This window comes from Streptomyces sp. NPDC055189, assembly GCF_053606765.1.
In genome coordinates this window covers 1-15223 of sequence record NZ_JBSGSG010000020.1, presented here as the reverse complement: position 1 = coordinate 15223, position 15223 = coordinate 1, and the positions used below count along the sequence as shown (strand labels likewise).

The 15223-nt window shown below is 70.6% G+C and carries 11 protein-coding genes; 7 read left to right on the top strand and 4 right to left on the bottom strand.

Annotated features, from left to right (window positions below):
* Window positions 1-13: 13 nt before the first annotated feature.
* Both ACWFR3_RS17440 and hrpB read left to right on the top strand, forming a co-directional pair.
* Window positions 14-844, top strand: a complete 831-nt coding sequence (locus ACWFR3_RS17440) for a class I SAM-dependent methyltransferase (RefSeq protein WP_453735441.1) — start codon at window positions 14-16, stop codon at window positions 842-844.
* A 4-nt stretch (window positions 845-848) separates the two neighbouring features.
* Window positions 849-3458, top strand: a complete 2610-nt coding sequence (gene hrpB, locus ACWFR3_RS17435) for an ATP-dependent helicase HrpB (RefSeq protein WP_453735440.1) — start codon at window positions 849-851, stop codon at window positions 3456-3458.
* Here the strand turns inward: hrpB and ACWFR3_RS17430 are convergent.
* The 4 genes from ACWFR3_RS17430 to polA all read right to left on the bottom strand — a co-directional run bounded on the left by ACWFR3_RS17430 (window position 3448) and on the right by polA (window position 9627).
* Complete coding sequence (locus ACWFR3_RS17430; RefSeq protein ID WP_453735439.1) at window positions 3448-4440, bottom strand: DUF3068 domain-containing protein; 993 nt, start codon at window positions 4438-4440, stop codon at window positions 3448-3450. The genes hrpB and ACWFR3_RS17430 overlap by 11 nt on opposite strands.
* 37 nt (window positions 4441-4477) lie before the next feature.
* Window positions 4478-4612, bottom strand: a complete 135-nt coding sequence (locus ACWFR3_RS17425; RefSeq protein WP_160504431.1) for an SPW_0924 family protein — start codon at window positions 4610-4612, stop codon at window positions 4478-4480.
* A 193-nt stretch (window positions 4613-4805) separates the two neighbouring features.
* Window positions 4806-6506: a lytic murein transglycosylase gene (locus ACWFR3_RS17420; RefSeq protein WP_453735438.1), complete on the bottom strand. Its 1701-nt coding sequence runs from the start codon at window positions 6504-6506 to the stop codon at window positions 4806-4808.
* Between the two features lie 376 nt (window positions 6507-6882).
* Window positions 6883-9627: a DNA polymerase I gene (gene polA, locus ACWFR3_RS17415; protein ID WP_453735437.1), complete on the bottom strand. Its 2745-nt coding sequence runs from the start codon at window positions 9625-9627 to the stop codon at window positions 6883-6885.
* A gap of 122 nt (window positions 9628-9749) precedes the next feature.
* On the opposite strand from polA, the gene ACWFR3_RS17410 reads away from it, so the two are divergent.
* The 5 genes from ACWFR3_RS17410 to ACWFR3_RS17390 all read left to right on the top strand — a co-directional run bounded on the left by ACWFR3_RS17410 (window position 9750) and on the right by ACWFR3_RS17390 (window position 15174).
* Window positions 9750-12029: an FdhF/YdeP family oxidoreductase gene (locus ACWFR3_RS17410; RefSeq protein ID WP_453735436.1), complete on the top strand. Its 2280-nt coding sequence runs from the start codon at window positions 9750-9752 to the stop codon at window positions 12027-12029.
* 45 nt (window positions 12030-12074) lie between these two features.
* The gene (locus ACWFR3_RS17405) at window positions 12075-12548 is read left to right on the top strand and encodes a PaaI family thioesterase (protein ID WP_453735435.1); all 474 of its coding nucleotides are present in this window, start codon (window positions 12075-12077) and stop codon (window positions 12546-12548) included.
* 85 nt (window positions 12549-12633) lie between these two features.
* Window positions 12634-13029, top strand: a complete 396-nt coding sequence (locus tag ACWFR3_RS17400) for a hypothetical protein (protein ID WP_453735434.1) — start codon at window positions 12634-12636, stop codon at window positions 13027-13029.
* Window positions 13020-13673, top strand: coding sequence for a Tat pathway signal sequence domain protein (locus ACWFR3_RS17395; RefSeq protein ID WP_453735433.1), 654 nt, complete (start codon window positions 13020-13022; stop codon window positions 13671-13673). The genes ACWFR3_RS17400 and ACWFR3_RS17395 overlap by 10 nt, the downstream gene beginning before the upstream one ends.
* 256 nt (window positions 13674-13929) lie before the next feature.
* The gene (locus tag ACWFR3_RS17390) at window positions 13930-15174 is read left to right on the top strand and encodes a branched-chain amino acid ABC transporter substrate-binding protein (protein ID WP_453735432.1); all 1245 of its coding nucleotides are present in this window, start codon (window positions 13930-13932) and stop codon (window positions 15172-15174) included.
* Window positions 15175-15223 lie beyond the last annotated feature (49 nt).

Below are 15223 nucleotides of genomic sequence, written 5' to 3'. Positions count from 1 at the left end.
GAAGAGTACGACGATGGAGCCGATCATCCAAGAGTCCGAGCTGCCCGAGACGCCCGAACCGGAAGCCACGCGCCGTGACGCCGGTGTCACCGAGAGCAGTCGCGCCAATCGTGGCTGGTGGGACAGGAACGCGGACGACTACCAGATCGAGCACGGCACCTTCCTGGGTGACGACCGGTTCGTGTGGGGTCCCGAAGGGCTCGACGAGGTGGAGGCCGAGCTCCTCGGTCCGCCCGAGGAGCTGGCGGGCAAGGACATCCTGGAGATCGGCGCGGGTGCGGCGCAGTGCTCACGCTGGCTCGCCTCGCAGGGCGCGCGTCCCGTCGCCCTTGACCTCTCCCACCGCCAGCTCCAGCACGCGCTGCGGATCGGCGGCGGGGTGCCGCTGGTGGAGGCGGACGCGGGGGCCCTGCCGTTCGCGGACAACAGCTTCGACCTCGTGTGCTCGGCCTACGGAGCGATGCCGTTCGTGGCCGACCCGGTGCGGGTCCTCAAGGACGTGCACCGCGTGCTGCGGCCCGGTGGGCGGTTCGTGTTCTCGGCGACGCATCCCATGCGGTGGGCCTTTCCCGACGAGCCCGGTCCCGAGGGTCTCTCGGTCGCGGCCTCGTACTTCGACCGCACTCCTTATGTAGAGCAGGACGAGGACGGGAACGCCGTCTACGTAGAGCACCACCGGACGATCGGTGACCGGGTACGGGACGTGGTGGCCGGAGGTTTCCGGCTGGTGGATCTGGTGGAGCCGGAGTGGCCCGCGTGGAACACGCAGGAGTGGGGCGGCTGGTCTCCGTTGCGCGGGAATCTGATCCCGGGGTCGGCGATCTTCGTCTGCGTACGAGACTGAGTGCGTGATCCGTCTCCGTAACGAAGCCCTGGACCTGCCCGTACGCAGTGCGCTGCCCGCGCTGCGTTCCGCTCTGGAGGGGCCTGGCGGCGCCGTGCTGTGCGCGCCTCCCGGTACGGGCAAGACGACGCTGGTGCCGCTGGCCCTGGCGGGGCTTCTCGGGGACGGCCCCGAACGTCGTGTGGTGGTCGCCGAGCCGCGGCGCATCGCAGCCAGGGCCGCCGCGCGACGGATGGCGTGGCTGCTCGGCGAGAAGGTCGGGGAGAGCGTCGGGTACACGGTGCGCGGCGAGCGCGTGGTGGGGCGCCACGCACGCGTGGAGGTCGTCACGACCGGTGTCCTGCTGCAGCGGCTCCAGCGGGACCAGGAGTTGACCGGCGTCGACGTGGTGATCATCGACGAGTGCCACGAGCGGCATCTCGACGCCGACACCGTGGCGGCGTTCCTGGTCGACGTACGGGCGGCGCTGCGGCCCGAGCTGCGCCTGGTGGCCGCGTCCGCGACGACGGACGCGCAGGGGTGGTCGCGGATCCTCGGGGACGCTCCGGTGGTGGAGGCGCGAGGCACCTCGCATCCGGTCGAGGTCGTCTGGGCGCCGCCGGCGCGTCCGGTGCGGCCGCCGCACGGGATGCGGGTGGATCCGGCGCTGCTGACGCATGTGGCGTCGGTGGTGCGGCGGGCGCTGGCCGAGCGGGAGGGGGACGTCCTGTGCTTCCTGCCGGGGGTCGGTGAGATCTCGCGTGTGGCGGGACAGCTGGGGGACGCGCCCGCCGAGGTGCTCCAGGTGCACGGGCGGGCGCCCGCGGCGGTGCAGGACGCGGTTCTTGCGGGCTCGGCGGACGGGCCCCGGCGGGTGGTGCTCGCGACTTCGGTGGCGGAGTCGTCCCTGACGGTGCCCGGAGTGCGGGTGGTCGTCGACGCGGGGCTCGCGCGTGAGCCGCGCGTGGACCACGCACGCGGGTTGAGCGCGCTGACGACCGTACGGGCTTCGCAGGCGGCGGGGCGGCAGCGGGCAGGGCGTGCGGGGCGTGAGGCGCCGGGGGCCGTGTACCGGTGCTGGGCGGAGGCGGAGGACGCCCGTCTGCCGCGCTTCCCGGCGCCGGAGATCAAGCTGGCGGACCTCTCCGCGTTCGCCCTGCAGACGGCCTGCTGGGGGGATCCTGACGCCTCCGGGCTCGCCCTGCTCGATCCACCGCCGGGCGGTGCGATGGCGGCGGCCCGGGGCGTCCTGACGGCGGTCGGCGCGGTGTCCCCTGAGTCGGGGCGGGTCACGGAGCGGGGCGCGCGGATGGCGCGGGTCGGCCTTCACCCCCGCCTGGCGCGGGCCCTGCTGGACGCGGCCCCGCTCGTGGGGGCGCGCCGTGCGGCGGAGGTGGTGGCCCTCCTCAGCGAGGAACCGCCGCGCGAGTACGGGGACGACCTCGCGGCGGCGTGGCGTGCCGCCCGGCGGGGCGGGGACGGGTACGCGGCGCGGTGGCGCACGGAGGTGCGGCGGCTTGCCGCTGCCGCGGAGGCCTCGGGGGGCGCGTCGGTCCCGGCGCCTTCAGTGCCCGCGCCTCCGGCGCGAGATGTCTCCCACCGGCCCACCCGAAACCCCGCATCAGGCAGACAGCAAGAGACGACAGCCAGTGGGGATGACCATGTCGCCGGGCTCGTCGCCGCCCTCGCCTTCCCGGAGCGCGTTGCCCGGGGGCGCGGAGACGGCACGTATCTCATGGTGAACGGGACCCGCGCCGAGGTGCGGACGGGGTCCGCGCTGACCGGCGCCGAGTGGATCGCCGTGGCCGTGGCCGACCGGCCGGTGGGCGCCGGGCACGCGCGCGTGCTGCTCGGCGGGCACATCGACGGGGACGTCGCCCGGAGCGCTGCCGCGTCCCTCTACGGCGAGGGGGACGAGGTCGCCTGGGCCGACGGCGATCTCGTCGCGCGGCACGTCGAGCGACTGGGGGCGGTGGAGCTGACGGTGCGCCCCATCAAGAAGCCCGCCCCCGCACTCGTACGGGAAGGGCTGCTCGCGGGCCTCAAAGAGGAAGGGACCTCGCTCCTGAACTGGTCGCAGGGCGCGCGGGAGCTGCGGGAACGGCTCGCCTTTCTGCACCGGCATCTCGGGGCGCCCTGGCCGGACGTGTCCGAAAGCGCCCTCCACGCGCGCGTGGACGAGTGGTTGGAGCCCGAGCTGTCCAAGGCACGGCGCCGGGCCGACCTGCGGCGCATCGAAGCGGGGCAGGCACTGGGCCGGCTTCTGCCGTGGGCGACCGGCGAGGCCACCCGCCTAGACGCGCTCGCCCCGGAGAGGGTGGCCGTGCCCAGTGGGTCAAGGATCCGGATCGACTACTCCGACCCCGAACAGCCCGTGCTCGCCGTGAAGCTGCAGGAGATGTTCGGGCTCGCCGAGACCCCCCGGATCGCGGACGGCGGCGTACCCCTGCTCGTCCACCTGCTGTCTCCCGCGGGGCGGCCCGCAGCCGTCACCGCCGATCTCGCGTCCTTCTGGCGGGACGGCTACCGCGCCGTGCGGGCGGAGCTGCGCGGGCGTTATCCGAAGCATCCGTGGCCGGAGGATCCCGCGGCCGCCGAGGCGACCCGGTTCACCAACGCGCGGCTCAGGCGTTGACCGGTTCCGGCTCGGGCGCCGCCGTTGCCTCCGGGTCGCCGGGCCTGCGGCTGCGGGCCTCCAGCCAGAGCGAGAGGGCGAGCAGGAGCAGGCCGAGGCCCAGGAAGCCCCAGGGGAGATAGGACGTCATGAGCAGGACCAGGACACGCTGGGACTTCACCAGGTCGACGGTGCTCTCGATGTAGTCCTCGCGCATCTTCACGTGCCCGGCGAAGACGGTGACCTTGTCGCGGCCCCCGAGGAGCGTGCCGCCGCGCAACTCGTTGCGCTGGATCTCCTCGCCGTAGACGGGAGCCCCGGTGGTGGGGTCGACCCAGAACTTGCGGACGGTGGTGTACCAGCGCGTGGTGCCGGTCTTGGCGAGGGACTCCGGAGTGATGCCCTTGACCGGCATGGTCTTGGGGAAGGGCACCTTGGTCCAGGGGATGGTCTGCTCGAAGTAGTAGACCTCCACGCCGCGGAACGTCTGCGTGCCCTTGTAGTGGATGGGCTTGGTGACGCGGGCCTGGGCGTCGAAGTACTCGTAGTCCCGCTTCTCGGTCAGGAAGGGCCACTTGAACTCGATGCCCTCGCGCTTGACAGGGTCCCCGTCGACCATCTCGCCGGTGGCGTGCACGGGCTCCTGGCTGTGTGCGTCGAAGATGTAGCGCTCGGGGATCTTGGAGACCATCTTTCCGTCGCCGTCCTGGACGTAGGAGAGGGCGTCCCAGACGACGACGTCGCGGTCGGCGCTCTTCTCGATCTTCTCCGACGCCTCCACGTTGCCCTTGAGCGTCTGCACGATGGTGACCTTGTCGATCTTCTTGGCCCGCATGGTGCCGTAGTCGATGAGGGTCGGGTTCTTCGCCTCGAGGACCGCCTCCTGGTACTGGCTCGGCGGGATCTTGGCGAGGCGCGGGAAGGCGTACCAGCGCATGAGCGGGGACATCGCCGTGAAGAACACGGCGAAGGCGAGCAGGATCAGGCTGGCCTTACGGCGCATCGCGGCGGCCCTCCCTACGGAGACGGGCGGTTGACGGTCAGGGGTGCTTGGGGACAGTGGTGAGCAGCGGCTCGGGCGACGTCTCGCCGGGCGGGGCGCCCATCGCCGTGATCGTCAGGACAAGGGCGAGGGCGACGGCAAGACCGGTCGCGGCGGCGATGAGAGCGCGCATGCGGATCCTCCCGGCATGAACTGACAGGGCGTCAGGGCTGGGGCACCGTAGCAACGCGGCGGCCAGATGAGAACACGTTGCACACACACGAACGCCCCTGCGCCGGGCGGGCGCAGGGGCGTTGCGTACGGGGCGTGCGTGGCGGCACGCGGGGCGGGTCCGGCGGGGCGGGTCCGGCAGGGCGGGTCCGCGGCTAGGCCGCGGGAGCCGCCACCTTCAGTTCGACCGTGAGCGTCGCGCCGCCCGCGGTGGTGATGCGCAGGACGTACGTGCCCGCGGCGTCGTCGGCGTACATCTTGGGGAGCTTGAGCAGGCCGTTCGCGTCCGTCTTGAGGGCCTTGAGGGTGCGGACCGGCTTGCCGTCCGCGTCCTTGAAGTACGGGCCCTTGTCGTTGGCCGTGGCGTCGGTCGCCGACTTGACCATGGTGGCGGTGGCCGCGACGCGGTCGGCGACCTTCCCCTTGTAGGTCGCCTTGACCTCCACCTGGTCGGCGAACTCCTTGCCCGGCTCGCAGGTCAGCGCCTTGTCGCTGGTCCTGACGAGATCGTCGGCCTGCCGTGCGGTGACCGTCGCCTTGTAGCCGAGGCCGGGCAGCGAGCGGCCGACGACCGTGGCGCGGACCGTGAACTCGCCCGTCTTCTCGCCCGCCCCGATCACCGGGGCGGTGGCCCTGCCCGACGCGCTCGTGGTGACGGTCGCGCTGGTGGCGCCGCCCGGGAAGCGCGCGTCGGTGTCACCGACGATCGTGAACTTCACCTTGGCCTTGGCCACACCCGAGCCCGAAGCGGACTCCGTGCGCACCTGGACGCGCTCGGCGAAGGCGTCGCCCGCCGTCGCGGAGAGCTTGCCGGTGCCGGCGTCCTCCAGGCTCTTGACCCGGTCGGTGGGCGAGGGGGTGGGGTCAGGGCTCTCGGAGCCGCCGCCGCTCGACGGGGGCGGCGTGGTCGGTTCGCCGCTGCCGCCGCCGTTGCCGGGCTTGGACGGCTTGGTCGGCTTGTCGGTGCCGGGCTTGGACGGCGAGGGCGAGGGCGAGTTGGTCGCCGGGGGCGTGGGGCTCGGGCTGATGGTCGGGCCGTTGCCGTCGCTGCGGTCGCCCGGCAGGTCGCCGGTGCCGTCGGGGATCTCGTGCGCGCCCCTGCGGAAGGTCTCCAGCCACGTCAGGACGAGGTTCAGATAGTCGGTGGAGTGGTTGTAGCTGAGGATCGCCTTGTGCAGATCGGCCTCGACGGACAGGTCGCGGTCGCTCGCGCAGAGGTAGTGCCCGGCGGCGAGCGCGGCGTCGTAGACGTTCTGCGGGTCCTTCTTGCCGTCTCCGTTGCCGTCCTGCGCCCAGGTTTCCCACGTCGAGGGGATGAACTGCATGGGGCCGACCGCGCGGTCGTGCGTCTTGTCGCCGTCGTACACGCCGTTGTCGGTGTCGGTGATCTTCGCGAAGCCGTTGCCGTTGAGGGCCGGACCGCGGATGTCCTTGATCGCCGTGCCGTTCGCGTCCACGCGACCGCCGCGGGCCTGACCCGACTCGACCTGACCTATCGCGGCGAGCAGCTCCCAGGGGAGGTTGCAGCCCGGCTTGGTGGTGCCCAGGGAATCCGCGGCCTTCTTGTACGCGTCGAGGACGGTGGCCGGGAGCTCCGACTTGGCGTCACTGCCGCCGCCGGGCGCTCCGGTCGGCGGGACCGGGCTCTTCAGTTCCGGCAGATCGGTGTAATAGGGGGAGTTGCCGGTCGCCGAGTCCTCGGCCGACGGTGTGCTGCCGGAGGCTCCCGCCCGCTCGTCGCGAGGGATGTCCGTCACGCCCGGGGCCTGGGACGCGGCGAGCGCCGCCACCGCCGCCGCGGCCACCGCGGTGGTCACCGCTCCCCTGCGCAACCGCCTGCCGAATACCGCCGCCATGACCGTGGACCCCTCCCGTGGACGACTGTGTGTGCCACCGCCCGCTCTGCACTACTCCCCGTAGCACTTCTCCCCGGCGGGCCGACTCAGGCGACACTACGACAACTTCCGGCGCCCAGACACCCGTTCGTGCCCCATTTTCACCGGTTGGCCGTGTCCTGTCGGCCCCCGTACAAGAGTCACAAACGCCGGACGGACTGGATAGCTCCAGCCCGCCCGGCGTTTGTAGTTCCAGCGCGCCCGGCGTTTTGGTTCCAGCCCGCCCGGGCGTCTGTTCCAGCCCGTCCGGCGTTTGAGGACGAACCCGGCGAAGCCGGTGACTCTCCGGGGCACACACATCCGGGGGCACAAAGAAAACTGCTCAAGCCAGACGCAGTCAGTGCGCAGCCGACTCCCAGTCCGCGCCCACGCCCACCGAGACGTCCAGCGGAGCCCTCAGCGACACCGCGCCCGCCATCTCGTGGCGGACGAGCTTCTCCACCTCGGCGCGCTCGCCCGGAGCGATCTCCAGGACGATTTCGTCGTGGACCTGAAGCAGCATGCGCGATGCGAGCTTCGCCTCGGTCAGCGCGCGGTGCACGTTCAGCATGGCGATCTTGACGATGTCCGCGGCCGTGCCCTGGATGGGCGCGTTCAGGGCCATCCGCTCGGCCATCTCGCGGCGCTGGCGGTTGTCGCTGTTGAGGTCGGGGAGATACCGGCGGCGGCCCAGCATCGTCTCCGTGTACCCCGTCGCGCGGGCCTCGTCGACGGCTCGGCGCAGATAGTCGCGTACGCCGCCGAACCGCTCGAAGTAGGTGTCCATCAGCGCACGGGCCTCGCCCGCCTCGATGTTCAGCTGCTGGGAGAGGCCGAACGCGGAGAGGCCGTACGCCAGGCCGTACGACATGGCCTTGATCTTGCGGCGCATCTCGGCGTCGACGGCGGAACCTTCCACGCCGAACACCTGGGAGGCCACGGTCGTGTGCAGGTCCTCGCCCGACTCGAAGGCCTCCAGGAGGCCCTCGTCCTCGGAGAGGTGGGCCATCACGCGCAGTTCGATCTGGCTGTAGTCCGCGGTCATCAGGGACTCGAAGCCCTCGCCGACCACGAAGCCGCGGCGGATCGCGCGGCCCTCGTCCGTGCGGACCGGGATGTTCTGGAGGTTCGGTTCCGTGGAGGAGAGGCGGCCCGTGGCCGCGACCGTCTGGTTGAACGTGGTGTGGATGCGGCCGTCCGCGGCGATCGACTTGATCAGCCCCTCGACCGTGACGCGCAGCTTCGCCTGCTCGCGGTGGCGCAGCATGATGACCGGCAGTTCGTTCTCGGTCTGGGCCGCGAGCCAGGCCAGGGCGTCCGCGTCCGTGGTGTACCCGGTCTTGGTCTTCTTCGTCTTGGGGAGGTTCAGCTCGCCGAAGAGGACTTCCTGGAGCTGCTTGGGCGAGCCGAGGTTGAACTCGTGGCCCGCCGCCTCGTGCGCCTCCTTCACCGCCTGCTGCACCGCGCCCGCGAACTGCTGCTCCATCGCCTCCAGATGGGCGCGGTCCGCCGCGATGCCGTGCCGCTCCAGGCGGGCAAGGAGGGTGGACGTCGGCAGTTCGATGTCCGTCAGGAGATTGCCCGCGCCCACCTCCGGCAGCTTCTCGCCGAAGGCCGCGCCCAGGTCGAGGATCGTGCGGGCCTGCGACATCAGCGCGTCGGCCTCGGCCCGGTCGTCCTCTTCCGTACCGAAGGCGAGCTGTCCGCCGTCGGTCGCCGATGCGGGGGCCAGCTCACGGCCCAGGTACTCCAGGGACAGGGCGTCCAGGGCGAAGGAGCGGCGGCCGGGCTTGACGAGGTATGCGGCGAGGGCGGTGTCCATGGTGACGCCGTCCACGGTCCAGCCGTGCTCCGGGAAGACCCGCATCGTGGCCTTGGCGTTGTGCAGGACCTTGGGCTTGTCGGGGTCGGCGATCCAGGCCGCGAAGGCGTTCTCGTCGGCCTCGTCCAGGCGGGACGGGTCGAACCAGGCCGCGGCTCCCCCGGCCGCCGCGAGGGCGACCTCGGTCACCGAGCCCGTGCCGAGCTGCCAGGTGTCGACCGTGGCGACGCCGAGGACCGCCTTGCCGTGCTCGGCGAGCCACGGCGCGACCTCACCGGCGCCGAGCACCGAGCCGTCCAGCTCCACGCCCGGCTCGGCCGGGGTCTGCTCGGCCTCCTCGGCGCCGGGGTCGACGGCCAGGAGACGCTCGCGCAGCGAGGGGTTACGGATCTCCAGGGTGTCCAGGACCATGGCGAGGGCCGTGCGGTCGTACGGAGCGCGCTCCAGGTCGCCGACGACCTTGGGGAGCTCGACGTCGCGCACCATCTCCGTGAGGCGGCGGTTCAGCTTCACCGCGTCCAGGTGGTCGCGGAAGTTCTGGCCGGCCTTGCCCTTGACCTCTTCGGCACGCTCGACGAGGTCGGCGAAGGAACCGAATTGGTTGATCCACTTCGCGGCGGTCTTCTCGCCCACTCCGGGGATGCCGGGGAGGTTGTCCGACGGGTCGCCGCGCAGGGCCGCGAAGTCGGGATACTGGCTGGGCGTGAGGCCGTACTTCTCCTCGACCTTCTCCGGCGTGAAGCGCGTCAGCTCGGAGACGCCCTTCGTGGGATACAGCACCGTCACGTGGTCGGTGATCAGCTGGAAGGAGTCGCGGTCGCCGGTGACGATCAGGACGTCGAAGCCGGCCGCCTCCGCCTGCGTGGCGAGCGTGGCGATGACGTCGTCCGCCTCGAAGCCGTCCACCGCGAAGCGCACCGCGTTCATCGCGTCGAGCACCTCGCCGATCAGCTCGACCTGGCCCTTGAACTCGTCCGGGGTCTTGGAGCGGTTCGCCTTGTACTCCGGGAACTCGGTGGAGCGCCACGTCTTGCGCGAGACGTCGAAGGCCACCGCGAAGTGCGTGGGCGCTTCGTCGCGCAGCGTGTTCGCCAGCATCGACGCGAAGCCGTAGATCGCGTTCGTCGGCTGGCCCGTCGCGGTCGTGAAGTTCTCCGCGGGCAGCGCGAAGAACGCCCGGTAGGCCAGGGAGTGCCCGTCCATGAGGAGCAGGCGCGGACGCTGCTCGCCACTCGGCTTCGTCGCGGTCTCGGACTTCTTCTTCGCTGCTTTTTCTGCCACGTCCCCGATCCTGCCACGCCCCACTGACACTCAGGCCCAACCCTTACCCGCGGCCGCGCTGTCACTGCCGCGTGGGAGGATCGGAGGCGTACCTCACGCACGTGCTCGAAGGGGAGCCGATCATGGCAAGGAAGTCGCCCAAGGGTGATCCGGTCCAGGACGCGCCGCAGGTCGCCGAGGTGCAGCATGCCGCGGCGGGGCTTCCCGCCATCGGGCACACGCTGCGCATCGCCCAGCAGCAGATGGGCGTGCGGCGCACGGCGCTGACTTTGCTCCGGGTCAATCAGAAGGACGGCTTCGACTGCCCCGGCTGCGCCTGGCCCGAGCCGGAGCACCGACACAAGGCGGAGTTCTGCGAGAACGGCGCGAAGGCGGTCGCCGAGGAAGCCACCCTGCGCCGCGTCACCCCCGACTTCTTCGCCGCGCACCCCGTGGCCGACCTCGCGACCCGCAGTGGGTACTGGCTGGGTCAGCAGGGCCGCCTCACCCACCCGATGTATCTGGCGGAGGGTGCCGAGCGCTATGAACCCGTCCCCTGGGAGCGGGCCTTCGACATCATCGGCGAGGAACTGGCCGAGCTGGACAGCCCGGACGAATCCGTTTATTACACCTCGGGCCGCACGAGCAACGAAGCGGCGTTCCTGTATCAGCTGTTCGCCCGCGAGCTGGGCACGAACAACCTGCCCGACTGCTCGAACATGTGCCACGAGTCGTCCGGCTCCGCCCTCACGGAGACCATCGGCATCGGCAAGGGCAGCGTCCTCCTGGAGGACCTGTACAAGTCGGATCTGATCATCGTCGCGGGGCAGAACCCGGGCACGAACCATCCGCGCATGCTCTCCGCCCTGGAGAAGGCGAAGAACAACGGCGCGAAGATCATCACGGTCAATCCGCTGCCCGAGGCCGGCCTGGAGCGCTTCAAGAATCCGCAGACCCCGCAGGGCATGCTCAAGGGCACCGCCCTCACCGACCTGTTCCTGCAGATCCGCCTCGGCGGCGACCAGGCCCTGTTCCGGCTCCTGAACAAGCTCATCCTGGAGACGGACGGCGCGGTCGACGAGGAGTTCGTCCGCGAGCACACCCACGGGTACGAGGACTTCACCGAGGCGGCGCGCACGGCCGACTGGGACGAGACCCTCGCGGCCACCGGGCTCGATCGCGCCGGCATCGAGGAAGCCCTCGCCATGGTGCTCGCCTCCGAGCGCACCGTCGTGTGCTGGGCGATGGGCCTGACCCAGCACAAGCACGCCGTGCCGACCATCCGCGAAGTGGTCAACTTCCTGCTGCTGCGCGGCAACATCGGCCGCCCCGGCGCGGGCGTGTGCCCGGTGCGCGGCCACTCGAACGTGCAGGGCGACCGCACGATGGGCATCTTCGAGCGGCCCGCCCCGGCCTTCCTCGACGCCCTGGAGAAGGAGTTCGGCTTCGCGCCGCCGCGCGAGCACGGCCTGGACGTCGTCCGCGCGATCGAGGCGCTGCGGGACGGCAAGGCGAAGGTGTTCTTCGCGATGGGCGGCAATTTCGTGGCGGCCTCGCCCGACACGGAGGTGACGGAGGCGGCGATGCGCAAGGCCCGCCTGACCGTCCACGTGTCGACGAAGCTGAACCGCTCGCACGCCGTCACGGGTGCGCGTGCGCTGATCCTGCCGACGCTCGGCCGCACCGAGCGGGACCTCCAGGGCAGCGGCGAGCAGTTCGTGACCGTCGAGGACTCCATGGGCATGGTGCACGCCTCGCGCGGCCGCCTGGAGCCCGCGAGCCCGCAGCTGCTCTCCGAGCCCGCGATCGTGTGCCGCCTCGCCCGCCGCGTCCTGGGTCCCGAATCGGCCACGCCCTGGGAGGAGTTCGAGAAGGACTACGCCACGGTGCGCGACCGCATCGCGCGCGTGATCCCCGGCTTCGAGGACTTCAACGCCAGGGTGGCCGACCCCGCGGGCTTCGCCCTGCCGCACGCCCCGCGCGACGAGCGCCGCTTCCCCACGGCCACCGGCAAGGCCAACTTCACCGCGGCGCCCGTCGAGTTCCCCGCCCTGCCGAAGGGGCGTCTGCTGCTCCAGACGCTGCGCTCGCACGATCAGTACAACACCACGATCTACGGCCTCGACGACCGCTACCGCGGCATCAAGAACGGCCGCCGGGTCGTCCTGGTCAACCCCGACGACGCCCGCGAGCTGAACCTCGCCGACGGGTCGTACGCCGACCTGGTGAGCGAGTGGAAGGACGGCGTCGAGCGGCGCGCGCCCGGCTTCCGGATCGTGCACTATCCGACGGCCCGGGGCTGTGCGGCGGCGTACTACCCGGAGACGAACGTGCTGATCCCGCTGGATGCCACGGCCGACACCAGCAACACCCCCGCCAGCAAGTCCGTCGTCGTCCGCCTGGAACAATCGGGTACCGACTGAGCGTTCGCTCAGCGACTGGTGAGGACGACGAACGGAGCCGGGCCCATGGGCGAGCAGCACAGCGTGAAGTTCCCGCAAGAGGTCATCGACGAGTACGCGGCGCTCGGCATCGACCTGCCCGCCCTGTTCTCCGCGGGCGATCTGGGCACCCGGATGGGCGTCCAGATCGTCGAGGCCTCCGCCGACCGCGTCGTGGGCACCATGCCGGTCGAGGGCAACACCCAGCCGTACGGCCTGCTGCACGGCGGCGCGTCCGCCGTCCTCGCCGAGACCCTCGGTTCGGTCGGCTCGATGCTGCACGGCGGCAGCAAGAAGCTCGCCGTCGGCGTCGACCTGAACTGCACGCACCACCGCGGCGCGCGTTCGGGCCTGGTCACCGGTGTGGCGACGCCCGTGCACCGGGGCCGCTCGACGGCGACGTACGAGATCGTCATCACCGACGAGCAGGACAAGCGGGTGTGCACCGCGCGGCTGACCTGCCTGCTGCGCGACGTGGAGCCCAACGGCTCTGCCGGATAAGGCGGTCGGGTGCGGCGCGCCCTCTCAGGGCCCGGGTGCGCCGCACTCATTGTCGGAGCGTGAGGCTCCGGTCTAGCGTCTGTGCATGAGGCACCGGAAACAGCTCTGTGCGCTCGCCCTCACCGCCTCCCTGGCCGCCGCCCCCGCCATCACCGGATGCGACGGCTCCGCTCCCGCCGACGAGGCCCGCAGCGAGTCCCCCTCCCCCGCCACCACGCCCCCCGAGGACCTCTGCACGACCCTGATCACCAAGTGGGGGCGGCAGATCTACGACGCGGGCAAGGAGACCTACGGCGACTACCAGTCGATGGGCCTCTCCAACGGGCAGTACATGATCCTGCGGGACACCCTCGATCTGGCCCGCGCCGAGCGCGAGCGCCACGGGGCGGACGCGGGACGGAAGTTGCTCACCCGTGAGGCCCGCGAGCGGTGCGAGAAGCGCTACCGCCACGGGGAGCCGAGCGGCGGGCCGTGGGTGTGAACGCCATCGGCCCCATCGAGCCCGGCGACAACACCTACGAGACCCGCGCCGCCACCGCTGACGAGATCGAGGCGCACCCGGCCGGACCCCGCCCGCTGCTCGCCCGGCGCCTCACGCGACGCCTCACCCGGCACCGGAGGACCGTCCTGGCCCTCGCCACGGCCGCGGTCGTCGGGGCCGCCGGGCTCAGCCTCTACCTGACCCGCCCGCGGCCTCCGGAGCCGCCGCCACCGCTCTATCCGTCGCAGACCGTGTCCGTGACATACCGGGGCGAGATGACGCAGCCGCGGGCGGGCGAGAGCACGTTCAGCTTCTCCGTCAGCATCGGCCAGGACTCGGGGCCGCCGGTGTCCGTCAGACGGATCGCACAGCCGACAACAGCGCTTTCGGTCACTGCCGCCCCTGATACCCCATTCACGGTGGAAACGGGAAGCCCCCGTACGGCACGTATCACCATGCACATTCGCGAATGTGGAAATGTGCAGCGGAATGCCGGACTCCCTTTCCTGATCGTAACGCTGCGTAATGCGCGCGCAATGCAGATACAGAGCTTCATCCTCGGCTCGGAGTACGCAAAGGATCTTTCGGAGGCCCTGACAGCCGCATGCCCCCCGAACACTGATGTCATGAGTAAAACACCCTGACAGTCCTGCAAGTTCTCAGCATGCGGGATACGCCGAAGATGGCCTATTCCGGCACAACCGCCCCCTGAGTTCCAGCCCGGAATACTCCGTGGCATAACAAGAGCGTCACACCTTTGGCCTGACCACTCCACCTGGAACAAAGCGCGCCTTAGAGTCACGGCCAGTCACCGCGCCCACCGGATTCCTGTCAGTTCGGTTCTGCGCTCGACCCGGCCCACCCAACAGGGGACGGCCGTGCCAGGGGAAAGGACTGATCGTGCGTCAACGTTCGCTCATAGCCATCACCGCTGCACTCACCGCGGGGGCACTCACCCTCACCGCCTGTGGCTCACGCGACGACAAGGACAAGGAAGAAGCCGGGGGCGGCACCACCGTGGTCATCGGCGTCGACGCGCCACTGACCGGCGACTTGTCCGCGCTGGGCCTCGGTATCCGCAACTCCGTGGATCTCGCCGCCAAGCAGGCCAACGAGAAGAAGTACGTCGACGGCATCACCTTCAAGGTGGAGTCCGCCGACGACCAGGGGCAGCCCGCGTCGGGCCAGACCAACGCGACCAAGTTCGTCGCGAACAAGGACATCCTCGGCGCCGTCGGCCCCCTGAACTCCTCCGTCGGCGAGTCGATGCAGAAGGTCTTCGACGACGCGAAGCTCGTCCAGGTCTCCCCCGCCAACACCAACCCGGCCATGACCCAGGGCCAGGACTGGAACGGCGGCAAGAAGGTACGCCCGTACAAGGCCTACTTCCGTACGGCCACCACGGACGCCATCCAGGGCCCGTTCGCCGCGCAGTACCTGTTCAACGAGGCCAAGAAGAAGAAGGTCTTCGTCGTCGACGACAAGAAGACCTACGGTGCCGGTCTGGCCGCCACCTTCAAGGACGAGTTCACCAAGCTCGGCGGCAAGGTCGCCGGCACCGAGCACGTGAACCCGGACACCAAGGACTTCGGCGCCGTCGCCACCAAGATCAAGAACTCGGACGCGGACGTCGTCTACTACGGCGGCGAGTACCCCGCGGCGGGCCCGCTCAGCAAGCAGATGAAGAAGGCCGGGGCCAAGATCCCGCTCGTCGGCGGTGACGGCATCTACAGCGCCGACTTCGTCAAGCTCGCCGGCAAGGAGGGCAAGGGCGACTACGCCACGTCCGTCGGCCAGCCCGTCGAAGAGCTGCCCTCGGCCAAGGAGTTCATCGCGAACTACAAGAAGGCCGGCTACAAGGAGGCCTACGAGGCCTACGGCGGCTACTCGTACGACTCGGCCTGGGCGATCATCGAAGCGGTCAAGAAGGTCGTCGAGGACAACGACGGCAAGGTGCCCGACGACGCTCGCGCCAAGATCGTCGAGGCCATGCAGGGCGTCTCGTTCGACGGTGTGACCGGCAAGGTCTCCTTCGACGAGTACGGCGACGCGACCAACAAGCAGCTCACCGTGTACCAGGTGAAGTCCACCGAGGACCCGACCAAGGGCTGGAAGCCGGTCAAGTCCGGCACCTTCACCGGCTGATCCAACCCCGCAGCCAACGACACCACCGCGCGGGGCGCTGCCTCTGCAG

What these genes read in the sequence shown, in the direction of transcription:
- ACWFR3_RS17440 (WP_453735441.1), top strand. Translation starts at nt 14, where the DNA reads ATGGAGCCGATCATCCAAGAGTCCGAGCTGCCCGAGACGCCCGAACCG.
- ACWFR3_RS17430 (WP_453735439.1), bottom strand. Translation starts at nt 4,440, where the DNA reads ATGCGCCGTAAGGCCAGCCTGATCCTGCTCGCCTTCGCCGTGTTCTTC.
- ACWFR3_RS17425 (WP_160504431.1), bottom strand. Translation starts at nt 4,612, where the DNA reads ATGCGCGCTCTCATCGCCGCCGCGACCGGTCTTGCCGTCGCCCTCGCC.
- ACWFR3_RS17420 (WP_453735438.1), bottom strand. Translation starts at nt 6,506, where the DNA reads ATGGCGGCGGTATTCGGCAGGCGGTTGCGCAGGGGAGCGGTGACCACC.
- ACWFR3_RS17410 (WP_453735436.1), top strand. Translation starts at nt 9,750, where the DNA reads ATGGCAAGGAAGTCGCCCAAGGGTGATCCGGTCCAGGACGCGCCGCAG.
- ACWFR3_RS17405 (WP_453735435.1), top strand. Translation starts at nt 12,075, where the DNA reads ATGGGCGAGCAGCACAGCGTGAAGTTCCCGCAAGAGGTCATCGACGAG.
- ACWFR3_RS17400 (WP_453735434.1), top strand. Translation starts at nt 12,634, where the DNA reads ATGAGGCACCGGAAACAGCTCTGTGCGCTCGCCCTCACCGCCTCCCTG.